The sequence below is a fragment of the Amycolatopsis sp. NPDC001319 genome, assembly GCF_042896185.1.
Lineage (GTDB): Bacteria > Actinomycetota > Actinomycetes > Mycobacteriales > Pseudonocardiaceae > Amycolatopsis.
In genome coordinates, this window is the sequence record NZ_JBIAWY010000007.1 from 252747 (window position 1) to 270789 (window position 18043).

Below are 18043 nucleotides of genomic sequence, written 5' to 3' on the forward strand. Positions count from 1 at the left end.
CATCGACGCCGACTACCCGGCCGTCCCCTACCCCGGGGCACGGCCGGGTACGTCGTTCGTCCACGTCGACGGCGCCGGTTATCCCCTTTCGTCCGCGCCGGCCGGCTGGCGCGACCGCCTGCCCGTCTTGGCGTACGGCTCCAACGCGTGCCCGTCGAAGATCACCTGGCTGCGTGACGAGCTCGGCCTGACCGGTCCTGTCGTGGCCGTCCGTGTGCGGTGCACCGGGCTGGCCGCGGTGTGGGCCTCCGGGCTACGCAAGGTCGACGACCAGCGCCCCGCCACCCTCACCGCACTGCCGGGCGCCGAGCACCACTTCCTGTGGTTCGTCACGCCGGAGCAACGCGCGGTCCTCGACGTCTGCGAAGGCCGCGGCACCCGCTACCACCTCGCCCACCTGGACGGCTACTCCGTCGAGACCTCCGACGGCGCGCGCGTCGAGGGTGTCCACGCCTACGTCGGCGCGTCGGCCGTCCGCTACCCGCTCCTCGTCGACGGCCACCCGGTCCGCGTCGCCGACGTCCCCCAGGCCGAGGCCGCCCTGCTCCTCGGCGAGCCCGCGGGCGAGCACGGCCTGAAGTGCACGGTGGTGGAACCGGAGCAGATCTTCAGCTGAGCAGCTTGCGCCGTTCGATCCGCCCGGGTCCCGCCGTCGGTGTCTGCGCGGCTCAGGCCGGCGTCACGATGTAGACCACTCCGCCCGGCCCACCGGCCACGCTGCCGTCCGCCGTGTAGCGCTTCGTGCGCTGCCAGATCTTCTCGAACTGGTCGCGCTTGTACACGTTGCGCACGCGGGCGTCGGTGCTGGAGGCTGGGTCGTTGACGATCACGTCGCCGGCCTGGGTGAAGCCGACGACGACCATGATGTGGCCGGACGTGCCGTAGCCGGCGCCGTCGAGCTCGTCGGAGAGGAACGACTGCGAGGTGATCACGGGGATGCCGCGGGCGATGTAGTCCTCGAGCTCGTTGAGGTCGTGCAGGCGCGTGATGTGACCGCGCAGGCCGAGTGAAGCGGCGTACGCGGTGTTGAACGGCCAGTTGCCGGTGCCGTCGTAGGCGTAGTCGTAGGTGTTTCGCGCGGCGTAGACGACGGACGGGTCGAGGTAGTCCGACGGGATCCAGCTCATCTGCTGCGCGGTCGGCTTCTTGCCCCAGTACTCGGCGACCATTTCGGTGGACGTCGGGCTGCACCAGGCCTCGCCGCCGCCACCGTACTGCGGGAACTGTCCTTTGTGGATGTTTTGCGCGTACGCCGGCACCTTCAGCTCGATGCCCCGCGCGCGGCCCGGCTTGGTGGTCGCCACGTCGAAGCGGTCCGGGACGTTCGAGGTCACGGCGCCGAGCGTGGACACCGTCGGGGTCACGCGCGTGCCCGCCTCGCGGTAGAGGCTCACGCGCAGCTGGTACGAGCGCAGCGTGACCCCCGTCTTCGTGGCCAGCGTGTCGACGTCCACCGACGCGTTGTCGTCACTCTGGCCGTCGACGCTCGTGCGCTGGATGTCGGCGTCGCCGCTGGCCCAGCGGCCCATCACGTACCAGGTCGTCTCCACGCCCGCCGACGTGCGGCCCTTCGCCTCGACCTCCAGCCACGTCTTCGCCGGCGTCAGCGCGTTCCACGACGCGATGAGCTGCGTCGCGTCGAACCCCTGCCGGAACAGCGGCGACGTCCACGAGCCGTACTCGTAGGTCTTCGTCGTGCCCAGCCCCGGCTCGGAGTGCTCGACGGTGCCCGCGGGCCGCGTGATGCGCAGCCCGTCGCGCCCCAGCCCCAGCCCGTCGAGGCGGCCCGCGGCGAACGCCCCGCCGGACCACTCGTGGTAGTTGATCGCCTCGTCGTTCGCCGGACGCACCGGCGCCGCGTCGGCGACCTGCGTCGCTCCTGCCGTCACCATGGCGATGGACAATAGCGTGATCAAGCTCCGCACCCGCATGCCGTGCTCCGTCCCCGAGACCCCAGTCGTAGCGAGAGATTTTCGCCGGTCGAGGCGGGTTCGTAAAGAGCCGACCAGAGCAAGGCGGCGAAATCGGTGGTGGTCGCTGGGACGATGAGCGCGTGCTGAACCCGTTCACCGAGCTGTGGTCACCCGCGCCGGCCACCGCCGTCGACTGGCTGCGCGAGCTTTCCGGCGAAGACGGCCTGACCGGATTCATGCCGCCCTCGATGCCGGACGCCGCCTGGGTGCTCAACGCCCTCTACGAGCACGAGCGAGGCCCGGTGGACCTCACCTACCACGAACACCACCAGGCGCAGATCGCCGAAGGTGTCGTCGAACCGCACATGATCGGCGACTTCGACCTCGACGCCGTCTCGGTGACCATGGGCGGTGGGCTGGGCCGCTCGGAGCACCCGGGGCCCGGCCGGCGGCGGCTGCGCTGGGCGGAACTCGCCGAACGTGTCGGTGATCCGATCGTGCCGGACGGGCTGCTGCCCTGTTTCCGGTGCTTCCCCTCGGCCACGAAGGAGGACAGCTGGCCCCTCGGCATCATTCCGCCCACCGAGGGTGCCCTGGATCGCGAGACCTGGACCCGGCTGATTGGCTTCCTCGCCGAACACAGTGGTCCCGACACCCCGTGCGTTGCCTTCTTCGGCCCGGCAACTCGGCGGTTCGAGGACTACGAAACCGTCCGGGTCCTCACCGGACGTCTCGGCGACGCCGCGGTCCTCTACGACGACCCCGAGACCTGTTTCAGCCCGTCCAACGTCTGGGCCGCGGACCACTCGTGGTGCTTCTGCACCGACTACGACCTCTGGGGCACCAAGGTCGCCGGCTCGCCGGAGCTGATCGGGACACTCCTCAACAACACCGAGCTCGAAGCCGTCCGGCTCCCGTGGGCGGCCTAGAGCACCGCCTGCGTCTGGGTCACCTTCGCGACCAGTTTCCCCTCGTCGTCGTGGATTTCGGTTTCCACGACGACCACGCGGCGGCCCGCGTGCAGCGGGCGGGACGACGCGACCGCGTGCCCCGCGCGCACCCCGCGCAGGAAGTTGGTTTTTGACTCCAGCGTGGTGGTGCCCGAAGCGCCCGGTGGCAGGTTGAGGAACGCGCACACCGCGCCCGTCGAGTCGGCCAGGGACATGAGGACGCCGCCGTGGAGGGAGCCGCCGAGGGTGCACAGGGCGGCGTCCCACGCGAGGCGGGCGCGGACGAGGTCCGGGGCCTGCGAGAGTGCCTCGATGCCCAGCCGCTCGGCGAACGGCATGGTCTGGAACAGCTCGGTCATGCCGAACACCTAACCGCAGCCGGGCGCACAGCGTCGATTACCCGCGAGGTAATCAGCCGAGCGGGTTGGTGAGCAGCAGCTCCGTGTTGTGGTCGCCGTCCGAGCCGACGCGGCCCAGGTCCACGTGGATGTCGTTGTACGAAAGCTCGCGGTAGAGCGAAGCCAGGGCGGAAGGCGTGCGCGCGGAGTAGTCCACGGAGTAGGGCGCGGCAGCTTCGATGAGCGTGGTGAAGATCGACAGGGTGCCGTCGCCGTTGTCGGCCAGCTCGAGGATGCGCGCGTGCTGCGGGAAGTCGACGTGGGAGGCGGTGTTGATCTCCCAGAAGCTCTGCGCGGGCGTCTTGCCGACGTGCGGGGTGATCTTGTTGAGGTGCGTGTGGCCGTTGACCCACGCCACCACGTTCGGGAAGCGGTTGAGCAGCCCCACGAACGCGTCGCCGTTCAGGCGCGGCTCCAGCAGGTGGCGCGAGTCGGGCAGGAGGTTGCCCATGGTGTCGCTCGTGTGGTGGCTGAACAGCACGAACAGCTCGTCGGTCACCGACTGCTTGACCTTGCGGCCGAAGAAGTCGTAGTACGTCGAACAGTTGCGCTTGAGCGTCGACTCCACCCAGTTGAACTGGCCGAGCCCGATCGAGCCGTCGGCGAAACCGCCCAGCGTCGTGGTGTCGAGGCTGATGCCGGTGACGCCCGGGGCGATGCGGAACGTGTAGTAGACGTCGCGGCCGTCGGCGTTGTTCTCCGAAAAGCCGTGGCCCACCGGGCCGGGGCCGGTGTTGCCGGACTCCAGGTGCGCGGTCACGAACTCCGCCGTGGTGAACGGCCGCCGGCGCGCGTCGGGTGTGACCTCGCGGATCGTGCCGGTGCCGCCGAACAGCTCGGTCAGCGGCACGCTCTTGCCGCCGTTGATGGCCGCCCCGAGCTTCTTCGCGGTGCTCTCGTCCTTGCCGATCACCTTGTACCGGCTCGTGTACCAGGCCTCGATGCCCGGGATGCCTTCCGGCAGGGTGCCGACCACGCTGTCGTCGTGGTTGCCGAACGTGCAGAACCACGGCACGTCCAGCCCGGGCGCGGTGAACGGCGCGATCCCCGCTTCGAGCAGGCCCGGCAGCTGTGGGAAGCCCTTCTTCGAGTAGTCGTCGTCGAGCGGGGTCGACGGGTTCCAGAACGCGTCGCGTTGCCCGACGCCTGCACCCCCTCGTACCGGCTGGGGTCACCGGAGTTCGGGGTGATCGCGCCGCCGTTGAGGCTGGTCAGGAACCAGTCGAGCTCCAGCAGTTCGTGGTTGTCGGTGTTGTCGCCGGTGGTCACGAGGAAGTCGAACGGCCGGCCGGTGAACGGTCCCTTCGCGACGCTGTTCACCCGCTGCACCAGCGCGCTCGTCGCGGCCGCGCCGAGGGCTTCCTGCGGCCGGTGCGCCGAGCTGACGTACGGGTGCAGGTACTCGAACCGCGCCGGCGACTCGGTGTCGGTGATGTGCAGGTCGGTGAACTGCACGAACGCGCCCAGCGCCGTCCGGCGGTCGTCGCGGCCGTCCTTCGGGGCGGCGAGTTCGCCGCGGACGACGAGCGGCCAGCCGGGGCCGCCGGTGAGGCGCGAGTACGTGGCCGTGCCGGGGGAGACGGCGGTGGCGACCTGCTCCAGGGTGGTGCCGGCGGTGCTGACGGTGCGCGAGGCCGTGCGCTTGAGCGCCCGGTCCAGCGCGTTGGCGGTCGGGGTGCACAGCAGCAACCCCACGCCTGCGGCACCTGCCGCGGTGAACGTCCGCCTGGTCAGCTGGGCCATCTTCGCTCCCCGGTGTCGGCTGCCCAGCACGCTGCCGGACGGCGGTGGAACTCCGGTGAACGCAATATGAATCTCGCTCACATTCACCGTGACAGTGCGGCTGACACTGTCACATCCACCGCGGTTCGGCTACCCGACGAAGGTGTGGCTTCAGCAGTAGAACGCGCACGACGTGCTCGTCGCCGCGATCGCCACGAAGAACAGCACCAGGAAGATCACCGCCGGGATCGCGGCGATGATCCCGCACACGAGCCCGGCGATCCCCATGCCCTGACCCGTGTAACCGGGCTTCTGCGCCTGCACCATGCCGGCCCACGACAGCCCGATCGCCGTGAACGCCGCCACGACGTCCCAGAACGGCACCCAGAATGTGATCAGCGCGAGGATCCCGATGATCATCCCCGCGATCGCCATGCCACTCGTCCGCAGCGGCACGTAGCCGGGGAACGGCCCGTACGGCATTTGCTGCGGTCCCGAGTACGGCCCTGAATACGGCGCGGGATACGGCCCCGAAACCGGCGCGGAGTACGGCACGGGCAGCGGCGCCGAGGGCTGCTGCTGGGGCTGCTGGGGCTGCTGGGGCGTCGGGTAACCGTCGGCGCCGTAGAACTGGCCCTCTTGGTGGGGCTGCTGCTGGTACGGATCGGTCATCGGGCGCTCCAGGTTCCGGACGTCGGGTACAAAGAGCTTATGGGGGATGGGGTGGTCGTCGGGGGCGGAATCGGCGGATTGACCACCGCGATCGGGTTGTCCCGGATCGGGTGGCCCGACCCGGTGCTCGGCCGCGCGGCTCAGCCCTTCAGCCCCGACTCCGTGACCCCGCGCACGAGGTAACGCTGCAGGAACGCGAACAGCAGCACGATCGGCAGGATCGACACCGCCGCGGCGAGGAAGAGCAGGTTCAGCTGCGGGTTCTGCGACGTCAGCAGCCCGGAGAGCGCCACCTGGACCGTCCAGGAGTCCGGCGACTGCGCGATGATCAGCGGCCACAGGAACGCGTTCCAGCTGCCGATCACCGAGATCACGGCGATCGCGGCGAAGAAGCCGCGCGAGTTCGGCACCACGATGCGCCGGAACACACCCCAGCGCGTGAGCCCGTCGACGCGGCCGGCTTCCTCCAGCTCACGCGGGAAGTCCAGGAAGTACTGGCGGAACAGGAACACGCTGAACGCGCTGAACAACCCCGGGATCACCAGGCCCCGCAGGTCCGAGAGCCAGCCCAGCGTGGACACCACGACGAAGCTCGGCACGAACGTGACCGACGTCGGGATCATCAGCGTCGCGAGCACCGCGTAGAACACGGTTTTCGAGTGCCGGTAAGGGATCCGCGCGAACCCGTAGCCGGCGAGCGAGCAGATCACCAGCAGCCCCACCGTCTGCAGCGTCGCCACGACCGCCGAGTTCAGCAGGCTCCGCGCGAACGGCACGTCCTCCAGCGAGAACAACCGCGAGAAGTTCTCCCAGTGCACCTGCCGGGGCCACAGCGTCCAGTTCGGCGCGGTGATCTCCGCGCGTGAGGCGAGCCCGTTGCGCAGCAGCAGGTAGAACGGCAGCAGGAACAGCACCGCCGCCACGATCAGCGCGGTCCAGCGCAGCACGGCCCGCACCACAGCGCCGTTCACGAGAGGGCACCGCGATCGAAGCGGAACAGCCGACCCTGCAGCAACGTCACGAGCGCGATGAGCAACGCCAGCAGCACCGCGCCCGCGCTGCCGCGGCCCAGGTCCTGGCCGCCCGAACCCAGCGACGTGTAGTAGAGGTACACCAGCGGCGGCCGCGCGAACGGCGGATAACCGCGGGAGTCGCCCATGATGTTGTAGAACTCGTCGAACGCCTGGTACGCGTTGATCAGGTTCAGCAGCAGCACGGCCACGGACGTCGCTCGCAGCTGCGGCAGCGTGATGTGGCGGAACACCTGCCAGCCCGGCTTCGCGCCGTCGAGCCAGGCCGCTTCGTAGAGCTGGCCTGGAATCCGTTGCAGCGCGGCGAGGAACAGGATCAGGTAGAAGCCCAGCTGCAGCCACAGCCGAGCGGTCACCAGCACGATCCAGTACAGCGGCGGGTCGACCGTGCCCGTCCACGCCACCGGGTCGGCGCCGAACAGGCCGAGCACGGTGTTCGCGAGCCCGTAGCGCACGCCGGAGAACAGCGACGTCTTCCAGATCAGCGAAGCCACCACGTACGAGCACGCGAACGGCAGGAAGAACACCGACCGGAAGAACGCGCGCGCGAACCTCAGCTGGTGCACGCCCACGGCGAGCGCGAGCGACAGCACGAACGTGAGCGGCACGATCACGACCGCGAACACACTGAACGTGCCGAGGCTGGCCAGGAACGGCCCGTCGGTGAGCATGTGCGCGTAGTTGTCCAGCCCCACGAACACACTCGGCGTCACGGTGTTGCGCGCGTCGAAGAAGGACAGGTACACGCTCCAGCCGATCGGCAGGTACGCGAAAACGGCCAGCCCGATCAGGAACGGGCCGACGAATCCCCAGAACGCCAGCGTGTCCCGGGTCCTCCGGGACAGCTTCATCCGAACAAGCGCTTCAGCTCGGACTGCGCGACCGTCACCGCCGCCTTGGTCTGCGCCACCGGGTCGGCGCCCTCCTTGGCGATCTTCGCGACGGCGTCGGACAACGCCGTGTTCGCCTGCTGGGTCCACACGGGACCGCCGACGAGGTGGCTGTTCTCCTTCACGAACCGCGCGACGTCGGCGGCCGGGCCCGAGCGCAGCGTGTCGGCCTTGTCGATGAGGCTCTGGCGCGCGGGCACGTGGAAGCCGAAACGCGTGGCGAACTCCAGCTGGTCGGCCGTCTGGTCGATCCAGAGCCACTTCACGAACGCCTTGGCCTCGGCCACGTGCTTGCTCTTCGCGTTGACCATCGCGCCGTACGCGCCCACCGGCACCGAAGGTGCGCCGCTGTTGTCCAGCTTGGGGAAGGGCAGCACGGCGAAGTCGTCGTTGAACGCGTCGCGGATCTTCGGCATGTTCCACAGCCCGGTCCACTGCATCGCGCACAGCCCGTCGATGAAGGCGCCCGGGTCGGACCAGTCGGTGGGCGCGCCGAGCAGCAGGGAGCTGTTGGCGTTCAGCGTGCGCAGCTTGCCCAACGCGGTGGCCGCGCGCGGGTCGTCGAAGCCGACCTCGCGGCCGCCGGGCTTGAGGTAGTCGAGCCCGGCCGACCACAGCAGCGGGCCGGTGAGCGTGGCGACGCCGCCGTCGTTGCCCGCGAACAGGCCCTTCACGCCGTCGCGCGAGAGCTTGCCGGCGGCGTCCACCAGCTCGTCGACGGTCTGCGGCGGCTGCACGCCCGCGGCCTGCAGCAGGCTCGGGCGGTAGAAGAGCACCTGGGTGTCGGTGGCCTGCGGGATGCCGTAGACCTTGCCCTCCACGGTCTGCGCGGCCAGCACGGCGGGGCTGAAGTCGTTCTTCACCGGGCCGATGAGGTCGTCGAGCGCCACGACCTGGTTCTGGCGCACCCAGTCGATCTTCACCTGGGCCTCGAACACGTCGGGCACGGCGCTGTTCTGCAGCGCGGTCACGATCTTCGAGTCGTAGTCACCCGGGTTCCACTGCACCTTGACGGTCGCGCCCGGGTACGACGCCGCGTAGCCGCGCACGGCGTCCTGCACGCCGTCTTCGCCGTACGCGTGGTACCACTGCTGCAGCGTCACCTTCGCGGGTGCTTGCGAGGGCGGTGGTCCGGCCGACATCGCCGTGGACGGCGGCGGGTCGCCCGGGCGCCCGGTGTTCGAACCGCACGCGGCCGCGACCGCGCCCACTGCCGCCGTTCCCGCCAGGGCGAGGAACGACCTCCTGCTGCGTGACTGCATCCCCGTACTTCCTCCGACGTGCTCCGACGCCTGTCTTGAGAGCGTCAGACTCCCTCAAGACAGGCGCCGGATGATCCGCGACTCGCCGGAGAATTACCCGTTAGAGCTGTGAGATGTCGAGCTTTCCCTCTGAGTAGGACGCGCGGATCCGCTTCTTGTCGAACTTGCCGACGCTGGTCTTGGGCACTTCGTCCACGAAGGTCCAGTTCTCGGGCAGCTGCCACTTCGCGACCTTGTCGGTCAGGTAGTCGCGCAGCTCCTCCGCCGTCACCTTCTGGCCTTCCTTCACCACGACGGCCACCAGCGGGCGCTCGTCCCACTTCTCGTCGGGGATGCCGACCACGGCCGCCTCGGCGACGGCCGGGTGCCCCATGACCTGGTTCTCCAGGTCGACCGACGAGATCCACTCGCCGCCGGACTTGATCACGTCCTTGGCGCGGTCGGTGAGGGTGAGGTAGCCGTCGGGGCTGATCTTGCCGACGTCACCCGTGCGCAGCCAGCCGTCGTGGAACTTCTCCGGGTCGATGGCGTCGCCGCCGTAGTAGGCACCGGCGATCCACGGGCCCTGCACCTCCAGCTCGCCCACGGCCTCGTTGTCCCACGGCAGCTCTTCGCCGTCGTCGCCGATGAGCCGCGCGGCCACCGACGCCGGGAACCGGCCCTGTGTGTAGCGGTAGGCCCAGCGCTCCTCGCCGGTCGCGCTGCCCGGCGGACGCGCGACGCTGCCCAGCGGCGACGTCTCGGTCATGCCCCACGCGTGCAGGATCGGCACGTCGTAGCGCTCCTCGAACGCGTGCATCAGCGAAGGCGGCGCCGCCGACCCGCCGACCACGACCTCGCGCACGTGGGAGATGTCCTGCGGGTTCGCGTCGAGGTGGGCGAGCAGGCCCTGCCAGATCGTCGGCACAGCCGCCGCGAAGGTCGGCTTCTCGGCCGCCAGCATCGCCGAGATCGGCGCCGGCTGCAGGAAGCGGTCGGGCATGAGCAGCGACGCGCCGACCATCATCGCCGCGTACGGCAGGCCCCACGACATCGCGTGGAACATCGGCACGATCGCCAGCGCGGTGTCCTCCTGGGCCAGCCGCATGCTGTCGGTCATGCAGACCTGCATCGAGTGCAGCCAGATCGAGCGGTGCGAGTAAACGACGCCCTTCGGGTCGCCCGTCGTGCCGGACGTGTAGCACATCGCGGCGGCCGAGCGCTCGTCGATCTCGGGCCAGTCGAACTCGCTCGGCTGGGCGGCCAGCAGCTCGTCGTAGGAGTGCACGGTGATGCCGTCGGGCGCCTCCAGCGTCGAGGCGTCGCCGTTCGCCACGATCACGTGCTTGACCGTGGTGAAGTGCGGCAGCTGCTTGGCCAGCAGCGGCACGAGGGTGCCGTCGACGATCACCACGTGGTCCTCGGCGTGGTTCGCGACGAAGGTGAGCTGCTCGGGGAACAGGCGGATGTTCAGGGTGTGCAGCACCGCGCCCATGGCCGGCACGGCGAGGTAAGCGGCCAGGTGCTCCGCGTTGTTCCACATGAACGTGCCGACGCGCTGGTCGCCCGTCACGCCGAGGCCGCGCAGCGCGTTGGCCAGGCGGGCGGCGTGCTGCCCGAGCTCGGCATAGGTCTCCCGGCGGGCTTCTGAACCGGTCCAGGTGATGACTTCGCTCCGCGCGTGGACCTTGGTGCCGTGGCGCAGCAGCTTCGCCAGCGAAAGCTGCCCGTCCTGCATCGTGCTCAACATGGGTGAACTCCCGTGGTGCTCGTTCGCCGGTGAACTGGGGTGCCGCCGACTCTAACGGCGGACCGGGCGCCGGGGCATGGTCAACTCGGGCAACCGTTCGGTCACGGCCGTCCCCGTATCGGGTGGCGGCCTCCCGTGGTCATGATCAACTGTCTACCGGCATTTTCCTTGCAGGGCAACAAAAAATGGCGTCGTAACCGTGTTGAAATAGAGCCTCATTCGGGTGAGGGAATGGTGCCGAAAACGAGGGACGTCTGACGTTTCCGCAGGCTGCGAGGGGTCCCTTCGTGACTTGTCCACCGGGTGGTCGGAGGGTGATAAGTGCGTGTCGGTTGCGCGCTCTTCGAGGGTGTGGCGTTTACTGGGGCCGTGGTAAGAGACGGCTGGCCAGCGCTTGCGCTTGCAAGCATCGGAAAAAAGCCGTCGGCCGCGCAAGCGGAGACCTGAGAGGAAAGGACACTACGTTGGCTCTGCCCACGTTGACTCCGGAGCAGCGCGCCGAGGCCCTCGCCAAGGCGGCAGAGGCTCGTAAGGCGCGTTCGGAGCTGCTCGCGTCGATCAAGTCCGGCACCACGAGCATCGAGAAGGTGCTCAAGCAGGCCAAGGAGAACAAGACCATCGGGAAGACGAAGGTCACCCAGCTGCTCAAGGCCGTCCCCGGCCTGGGCGCGGTCAAGGTCGCCGCGCTGCTCGAGCAGGCGGGGATCGACCCCGACCGCCGGGCCGCGGGCCTCGGCGAGCGCCAGCGCGAAGCTCTGATCGACGCGCTGAAGTAGCACTCCGGGACGACCGCGGGGAAAGTGCGCCGAAGGTGTTCTTCTGGCAACACTTTCCCCGCGGAGCTCCCGGATCCTGGGACGCTGGAGCGGTGACGACCAGTACCGCACCGGCGACCCCGGTCGAGACAACCGTCCGCTACCAGCGCGGCGACTTCCTGTTCGCGACGGCCCGGCGAGCACTCCTCGCCCAGGGTTCGGTCGCCGCCGTGACCGACACGGATCCACGGCGGCTGGCCAGGACCGTGGCCGAAGAGCTGACCAGCTCGGGTGTGCCGCTCGCGGTCGGGGTGCTGCCCTTCGACACCGGCCCGGGCACGACCACGCCGGGTCACCTCGTCCTGCCACGCACGGTCCACCGGGCACAGGCCGAGGGTGAAGGCAGTGCTGTCGCCGCGTCCGAAGACCTGCCCGCCCCGGCGGTCACCCGTGAGGTGCCGTCCGAGGAGGGCCACAAGGCCAACGTGCGGGCCGCCGTGGCGGCCCTGCGCGACCGTGGCCTGCGCAAAGCCGTGCTCGCCCGCGCGCTGGAGCTCGAGTTCGCCGCGCCGGTGCCGGTCGAGAAGATCGTGCGCAACCTGGCCCGCGGCAACCCGCGCCACTTCACCTACGCCGCCGAGCTGCCCGGCGGGCGCACGCTCGTGGGCGCCACGCCCGAGCTGCTGCTCTCCCGCGCCGGCGACTCCGTGTACACGACCCCGCACGCCGGGTCCATGCCGCGCTCGGCGGACCCCGTCGCGGACCGCGCCAACGGCGAGGCCCTCCTGGCGTCCGCGAAGGACCAGGAAGAGCACGCCGTGGTGATCGACTACGTCGTGGAGGCGCTGCGGCCGTTCTGCCGCAAGCTCGACGTGCCGCCGGCCCCGGAGCTCGTGTCGACACCCGCCATCTGGCACCTGCGCACGGCCATCACCGGCGAGCTCGTCGACCGCTCCGTCACCGCTCTCGACCTCGCCGCGGCCCTGCACCCCACGCCCGCCATCTGCGGCACCCCGACCGGCGCCGCGCGCGACCTGGTCCAGGAGCTGGAGCCCTTCGATCGCGGCTACTACGCCGGCACCGTCGGCTGGGTCGACGCGGCGGGCGACGGCGAGTGGGCCGTGGCGATCCGCTGCGCGGAGGTGGCGGACACGTCGATGCGCCTGTACGCGGGCGGCGGCATCGTGCCGGCCTCGGACCCGCAGGCGGAGTTCGACGAGACGATCGCGAAGTTCCGCACCCTGCTGGGCGCGATGGGCCTCGACTAACCGACCGCCCGCTGTCCCGCCTCGCGCCGCCTGGCGCGGGTGCGCGGGCCGTCAGGGGAGCCAGTGCTCCTCGGTGACCTCCAGCGTCTCCGTGGTGAGGGCCGCGACGGCCGCGCGGTGGCCCTCGGTCGCCTTGAGGTCCGCCAGGCGGGTGCGGGCGGGGTCCAGGGCCGGGTCGCCGGAGGAGACCAGCTCGGCCGGGGCGTCGTAGGGCGAGAACGTGATGCTCTGCAGCGGGATCTTCAGGCCCTTGCCGGTGGCCTTCATGACGGCCTCCTTGCGGGTCCAGTAGACGAAGAAGGCGGCGGATCGCTCCGTCTCCGCCAACCCGGCCACGGCCTGCTGCTCGGCCGGGCTCAACGCGTACTCGATGAGCGACTTGTCGGCCCGGCGCGAAGAGGTCTCGACGTCCAGGCCCACCGGCACGCCGTCGGTGGCCGCCACGCCGATGAGCTGGCCCGAGTGCGAGATGGACAGCGTCAGGTCCGAGCCAGGCACGCGGGGTCGGCCGTGGGGCTTGCCACAGTCCTCACAGGTGGCGTCGAAGACCACGGACTCCACGGGCACGCCCAGGCGTGCCGCGGTGAGCGTTTTCGCCAGCACGCGGCCGGTCAGGAAACGGCGCTTGTCCAGCTCCAGCCGGTAGGCCTCGAAGCGGCCGCGCTCGAGCTCGTCGAGCAGCCGCAGGAAGCGGTCTTCCGCTGCCAGCGGCTCCGACCACCGGACCACGATCTGCGTCACCTGGCACCCTCCTCGTCCACCCTCGATCTTCCCGGCGCCGAGGCGCGTTGTCACGGTAACCGGCCGGGTACTAGGGGGACCCCGAGACAACGCGGTACCCTCGGGTAAGCAAGCGCTTAGCCGGACGGCTTGGAAAGGGACGACCCGATGGATTTCACCCTGAGCACCGAAGAACGCGAAGTGCGCGACTGGGTGCGCACGTTCGTGCAGCGCGAGCTCGTGCCGCGTGAGCAGGAGGTGCTCCGCCGCGAGCGCGCCGGCCAGCCCGGGGTCACGGCCGAGGAGCTGACCGAGCTGCAGCTCAAGGCCAAGGAATCCGGCTTCTGGGGCGTGCTCACGCCGGAGGAGTACGGCGGCATGGGGCTGTCGGCCGTGATGGCCGCGCTGCTGGAGGCCGAGCTGGGCCGCACCTTCGTGCCGTTCCGCTTCGGCGGCGCCGCGGACAACATCCTGTTCCACGCCAACGAAGAGCAGAAGCAGACCTACCTGCTGCCGACGATCTCCGGCGAACGCAAGTCGTGCTTCGCCATCACCGAACCCGGCGCCGGCTCCGACGCGAAGGCCATCCGCACCACCGCGCGCAAGGACGGCTCCGACTGGATCATCAACGGCGAGAAGACCTTCATCACCGGCGGCAACGAGGCCGACTTCGTGATGGTCTTCGCCATCACCGACCCGGAGAAGGGCGCCAACGGCGGCGTCACCTGCTTCCTCGTCGACCGGGAGATGGGCTGGAAGTCCGAGTACATCGACACGATGGGCGAGTGGGGCCCGGCGGCACTGGTGTTCCAGGACGTGCGCGTGCCCGAAACGCAGATCCTCGGCGAAGAGGGCCGCGGCTTCGAGCTCGCGATGCAGTGGATCGGCCAGGGCCGCTACCTGCTGCCCGCCCGCGCGATCGGTTCGTGCGAGCGCCTGATCTCCATGGCCATCGAGCACGCCAACACGCGCGAGACGTTCGGGCAGAAGATCGCCGAACGCCAGGCGATCCAGTGGATGATCGCCGACTCCGGCGTGGAGCTCGAAGCCTTGCGCTGGCTCGTGCTGCACGCCGCGTGGCAGGTGGACCAGAAGATGGACTCGCGCCACGCGCAGTCGATGGCGAAGCTCTACGGCGGCCAGAAGGCCAACGAGATCGTCGACCGCGTGCTGCAGATCCACGGCGGCATGGGCTACACGCGAGAGCTGCCGGTGGAGCGCTGGTACCGCGAGCTGCGGCTGCTGCGCATCTACGAGGGCACCGACGAGATCCAGCGCCGGACCATCGCGCGCAACCTCCTCAAGGGCCACGTGAAGGTCGGCGGCGCGCTCGGCTGACGCGGTAAGAAACGATGGTGTAAGAAAACCGTGAAGGCCTCGTGGCGGGACGTGTGTCCGGCCACGAGGCCTTCAGTGGGTGAACGGTGTTCTCAGCGAATCACTTGCTGCTGTTGCGGAGGGCGATGGGGACGCCGGCCAGGTCCTCTTCGTTGCAGAGCACCTTCACGTCGTAGTAGGGAGAACCCTGGCGGTCGTCGTAGTCGAGGTGAATCGCCAGCACGTCGAGCGGTTCACCGAGCCACTCCTGAGCTTGACGCAGCCACACGGCACAGCGTTCGAGTGCGGTCGGCAGATCGTCGTCACGGAACTCGACCGGGCGATACGGCACATCCTGTACCTGGTCGCGGGGGTTTGTTGGAGCGGGCAGGCTAGGTGCGAGACCCGAGTCGTCCAGTTCCAGTTGGATCGTTTGCTCAGTCACCCTTCGAGCGTCCCCCACGTTCGCCCAATCAGCAAGGCGTAGGACGCTAAAACCCCGGCTGAACAGGCATGTCCCACACCTGGGCGACCACTTCCAGGCACTGTCGCAGATCGGGAACGGCTACGGCGACGGGGTGACCGAGTGCACCCAGCGCCAGCTCCGCGTAGTGCGTGGCCAGCTCTTCGAGCGGCAACGGCCCCAGCGGCGAGTACCAGCGCGCCACCCCGCTGCACATCTCCAGCAGTGCCAGGCGCGTCACCGCCGGGTGTGCGGTGTGGAACACGCCCGCGGCGACGCCGTCGGAGATCGCCTGCGCCCACAAGTCCTCGTATTCGTCCCGCAGAGCGACGACTCGCGTACGCGCGGCATCCGAAAGCGCGTCGACTTCGTTGTCCACCACGCGGGTTTCGGCGGGCCGCGCGGCGTGCGCGAGCACGTGCAGCGCGACGAGCGAACGCAGGCGCGCCACCGGATCGGCCGCACCGGCGGTGGCCTTGCCCGCCGCGTCGAGCAGCCGCCGCAACGCGGTGGTCATGATCTCGACGAGCAGGTCCTCCTTGGTGCCCATGTAGTGGTACAGGCTCGCTGACGACAGCTCGGCCTCGCTCGCGAGGTCGCGGATGCCCGTGCCGTGGAAACCCTTGGCGGCGAACAGTTTCACGGCCGCCGCGCGCACGCGTTCGCCGCTGCTCACAGCCACGCCCCCGTGGTCCGGTCCCACGAGCCGGCGCGCAGGTCCGCCACCTTCCGCAGCTCGCCCTTCGCGACGCGTTCGGACGGCGTGAGTGGCAGCTCGTCGGCGAAGGTCCAGAAGCGCGGCACCTTGAAGTACGCCAGCTTCCCGGCGCAGAACTCGGCGAGCTCTTCGGGCGTCACCTCGCCTTCGCGGACAACGTAGGCCTTCACCTCTTCGCCGCGCAGCTCGTCGGGCACCGCGAGCACGGCGGCCAGCCGTACGGCGGGGTGCAGCAGCAGGGCGCGTTCCACCTCGTCGGCCGAGACGTTCTCGCCGCTGCGCCGGATCATGTCCTTCGTGCGGCCCACGAAGAACACGCGGCCCTCGGCGTCCATGCGCGCGAGGTCGCCCGTGTGGAACCAGCCGCCGGCGAACGCGCGCGCGGTGGCTTCCGGGTCGTCGTGGTAGCCGTGCATCAGGCCGATGCCGCGGATGAGCAGCTCGCCGGTTTCGCCGCGCGGCAGGGGTTTCCCGTGCTCGTCGGCGATCATCACCTCGCGGTCGCGGCTGGGCCGGCCGATGCAGCCGGTGCCCACGGCGACGTCGTGGTCGGCCTCCGGCACACGGATGTCGCCGCCGGTCTCGGTCATGCCGAACGCCTCGTACCACGGCGCGCCCCACCGCTGTTCCAGCTCGGCGTGCAGGTCGCGCGGGATGGCCGACGCGCAGATCGCGCGCACGCGGTGGTTGCGGTCGTCTTCGTGCGGCGGCTGGCGAAGCAGGAGCGTGGGCATGAGGCCGAGGCAGTAGAACCACGTGACGCCGTGCTCGCGCACCTTGGCCCAGAACGTGGACGGGTGGAAGCGGTCGAGCACGACGAGTGTCGCGCCGCCCGCGAGTCCCAACGCGACATTCCACTGTGGATCGATGTAGTGGAACGGCTGAGCGGTCAGGAGCACGTCTTCTTCGCCCACGGCGGGGAAATCCGTGGCGAGGCTGATCGCCAGCGTGGTCCAGTATCGGTGCGGCAGCACGCAACCCTTCGGGGCACCGGTGGTGCCGGAGGTGTACTGGATGTTCACGGGCTGCTCGGCGACAACGTCCGTGGCGGGCCTGGCTTCGGCTGCGCTCAGGTCCGCCGGCGTCAGCACCCGCTCCACGGCGGTGTCCGGCGCGATCTTCTCCAGCAGCTCCACGAACTCGTCGGCCGCCACGGCGAACCGCGCGCCGGAGTGCCTCAGCACGTGGGCACCGTCGAACTCGCGGTAGTTCGTGTTCACCGGCACCAGCGCCGCGCCGAGCTTCGCCAGTGCGAGCCACAGCAGCGGGAACTCCGGCTGGTTGCGCAGCATCACGGCCACGCGGTCGCCGGGCCGCACACCCAGCTCGTGCAACGCGGTGGCGAACCGGCCGCTGCGCGCGTCGACGTCGGCGAAGGTGAACTGCTCGCCCGTCGCGTCGAAGACCCACGCCGTGCGCTCCGGCCACAGCTGCGCGGCTCGGTCGAGCAGCGCCACGAGGGTGTCGGCCTGCTGCAGGGGCTTCACGCACGGCTCCGGAACGCCTCGGTGGACTCGCGCGCGGCGGCCGAGTGCTCGGTGATCAGCGCGTGGCTGACCTCCAGCTCCAGCGCGGATTCCAGCGCGTGGTCGATGCCGGAGTCGAGCGCCCGCTTGGCCATGGTGGCGGCCTCGGCGGGGTGGTGCGCGATCTTCTCGGCCCAGCCCAACGCCAGCGTCATGAGCTCCGCGGCGGGCACGGCGGCGTTGACCAGGCCCAGGTCGTGGGCGCGCAGGCCGTCGAAGCGCTCCCCGAGCAGCAGCAGCTCCTTCGCCTTCATCGGTCCGACGAGCAGCGGCAGGAGGCGCGAGGCCGCGCCCGTCACGCTCAGCCCGAGCGAGACCTCGGGGAAGCCGAACACGGCGTCGTCGGCGGCCAGCACCAGGTCACACCCGAGCGCGAACTCCGCGCCGGCGCCGAGCGCGTAGCCGTGCACGGCGGCGATCACCGGCTGCGGCAGTGCGCGCAGCCTGCGGGTCACGTCCTGCAGCCGGTCGAGCCGCGCGCGGGAGTCGCCTTCGGGTGCCGGCTCCTTGAGGTCGTGGCCGGCGCAGAAGGCGCGGCCGTTGCCGGACAGCACGACCACCCGCGCGGTGCTGCGCGCGACGTCGTCCAGCGCGGTCAGGAAGTCGTCCACCAGCACGGGCGCCACGGCGTTGAGCCGCTCGGGGCGGTTCAGCCGGATGTGCGCGATGCCGCCCTCGACGGCGAGGTCCACGGTGCTCATGGCAGCGA

17 protein-coding genes and 1 pseudogene are annotated in these 18043 nt (G+C 70.0%); 5 read left to right on the forward strand and 13 right to left on the reverse strand.

The annotated features are described in order from the left end of the window. Position 1: 1 nt before the first annotated feature. On the forward strand, positions 2–616 hold the full coding sequence (locus tag ACFY1H_RS27580; protein WP_366584352.1) for a gamma-glutamylcyclotransferase: 615 nt from the start codon (positions 2–4) through the stop codon (positions 614–616). Positions 617–668: 52 nt separating this feature from the next. Here the strand turns inward: ACFY1H_RS27580 and ACFY1H_RS27585 are convergent, their stop codons facing one another. Beyond that, on the reverse strand, positions 669–1931 hold the full coding sequence (locus tag ACFY1H_RS27585) for a peptidase C39 family protein (protein ID WP_366584253.1): 1263 nt from the start codon (positions 1929–1931) through the stop codon (positions 669–671). A gap of 122 nt (positions 1932–2053) precedes the next feature. On the opposite strand from ACFY1H_RS27585, the gene ACFY1H_RS27590 reads away from it, so the two are divergent. Further along, entirely contained in the window at positions 2054–2842 is a 789-nt protein-coding gene (locus ACFY1H_RS27590) for a hypothetical protein (protein ID WP_386950939.1), read from the forward strand. Here ACFY1H_RS27590 and ACFY1H_RS27595 read toward each other — a convergent pair. The 7 genes and pseudogenes from ACFY1H_RS27595 to ACFY1H_RS27625 form a co-directional block, all read right to left on the reverse strand. Further along, positions 2839–3222 (reverse strand): PaaI family thioesterase, encoded by a 384-nt coding sequence (locus tag ACFY1H_RS27595; protein WP_386950941.1) that lies wholly within the window; start codon positions 3220–3222, stop codon positions 2839–2841. The genes ACFY1H_RS27590 and ACFY1H_RS27595 overlap by 4 nt on opposite strands. Positions 3223–3274: 52 nt before the next feature. After that, a pseudogene (locus ACFY1H_RS27600) lies at positions 3275–5004 on the reverse strand (TIGR03767 family metallophosphoesterase). A 150-nt stretch (positions 5005–5154) separates the two neighbouring features. Further along, on the reverse strand, positions 5155–5655 hold the full coding sequence (locus ACFY1H_RS27605; protein WP_386950944.1) for a DUF4190 domain-containing protein: 501 nt from the start codon (positions 5653–5655) through the stop codon (positions 5155–5157). A 140-nt stretch (positions 5656–5795) separates the two neighbouring features. Then, a complete protein-coding gene (locus tag ACFY1H_RS27610; protein ID WP_366584353.1) occupies positions 5796–6578 on the reverse strand; it encodes a carbohydrate ABC transporter permease in 783 nt (260 codons plus the stop codon). Positions 6579–6622: 44 nt separating this feature from the next. Next, positions 6623–7537 carry a sugar ABC transporter permease gene (locus ACFY1H_RS27615; RefSeq protein WP_366584258.1) on the reverse strand — a complete coding sequence of 305 codons (915 nt, stop codon included), beginning with the start codon at positions 7535–7537 and terminating at the stop codon, positions 6623–6625. Then, positions 7534–8838, reverse strand: coding sequence for an ABC transporter substrate-binding protein (locus ACFY1H_RS27620; protein WP_386950947.1), 1305 nt, complete (start codon positions 8836–8838; stop codon positions 7534–7536). Before ACFY1H_RS27620 ends, ACFY1H_RS27615 begins: the two co-directional genes overlap by 4 nt. 100 nt (positions 8839–8938) lie before the next feature. Beyond that, positions 8939–10567 (reverse strand): long-chain fatty acid--CoA ligase, encoded by a 1629-nt coding sequence (locus ACFY1H_RS27625; RefSeq protein WP_366584260.1) that lies wholly within the window; start codon positions 10565–10567, stop codon positions 8939–8941. 464 nt (positions 10568–11031) lie between these two features. Here ACFY1H_RS27625 and mihF point away from each other — a divergent pair, with 464 nt between their 5' ends. Together mihF and ACFY1H_RS27635 are read left to right on the forward strand one after the other, a co-directional pair. Next, the gene (gene mihF / locus ACFY1H_RS27630; protein ID WP_204093133.1) at positions 11032–11343 is read left to right on the forward strand and encodes an integration host factor, actinobacterial type; all 312 of its coding nucleotides are present in this window, start codon (positions 11032–11034) and stop codon (positions 11341–11343) included. Between the two features lie 92 nt (positions 11344–11435). Next, positions 11436–12590: an isochorismate synthase MenF gene (locus ACFY1H_RS27635; RefSeq protein ID WP_386950951.1), complete on the forward strand. Its 1155-nt coding sequence runs from the start codon at positions 11436–11438 to the stop codon at positions 12588–12590. Between the two features lie 51 nt (positions 12591–12641). Here ACFY1H_RS27635 and ACFY1H_RS27640 read toward each other — a convergent pair whose 3' ends face one another. After that, positions 12642–13331: a 4'-phosphopantetheinyl transferase superfamily protein gene (locus tag ACFY1H_RS27640; protein WP_366584262.1), complete on the reverse strand. Its 690-nt coding sequence runs from the start codon at positions 13329–13331 to the stop codon at positions 12642–12644. A 147-nt stretch (positions 13332–13478) separates the two neighbouring features. Between ACFY1H_RS27640 and ACFY1H_RS27645 the strand changes: the two genes are divergently transcribed. After that, a complete protein-coding gene (locus tag ACFY1H_RS27645; protein ID WP_366584263.1) occupies positions 13479–14648 on the forward strand; it encodes an acyl-CoA dehydrogenase family protein in 1170 nt (389 codons plus the stop codon). Positions 14649–14748: 100 nt separating this feature from the next. On the opposite strand, the gene ACFY1H_RS27650 is transcribed toward ACFY1H_RS27645, so the two are convergent. Genes ACFY1H_RS27650 through ACFY1H_RS27665 form a run of 4 tightly spaced genes read right to left on the reverse strand, consistent with a single transcriptional unit; the run spans position 14749 to position 18035 of the window. Next, the gene (locus ACFY1H_RS27650) at positions 14749–15072 is read right to left on the reverse strand and encodes a hypothetical protein (protein ID WP_220244539.1); all 324 of its coding nucleotides are present in this window, start codon (positions 15070–15072) and stop codon (positions 14749–14751) included. 46 nt (positions 15073–15118) lie between these two features. Further along, positions 15119–15766: a TetR/AcrR family transcriptional regulator gene (locus ACFY1H_RS27655; protein ID WP_366584354.1), complete on the reverse strand. Its 648-nt coding sequence runs from the start codon at positions 15764–15766 to the stop codon at positions 15119–15121. Beyond that, positions 15763–17295 carry an ATP-dependent acyl-CoA ligase gene (locus tag ACFY1H_RS27660; RefSeq protein ID WP_386950956.1) on the reverse strand — a complete coding sequence of 511 codons (1533 nt, stop codon included), beginning with the start codon at positions 17293–17295 and terminating at the stop codon, positions 15763–15765. Before ACFY1H_RS27660 ends, ACFY1H_RS27655 begins: the two co-directional genes overlap by 4 nt. Then, positions 17292–18035: an enoyl-CoA hydratase/isomerase family protein gene (locus ACFY1H_RS27665; protein WP_386950959.1), complete on the reverse strand. Its 744-nt coding sequence runs from the start codon at positions 18033–18035 to the stop codon at positions 17292–17294. Before ACFY1H_RS27665 ends, ACFY1H_RS27660 begins: the two co-directional genes overlap by 4 nt. Positions 18036–18043: the final 8 nt, after the last annotated feature.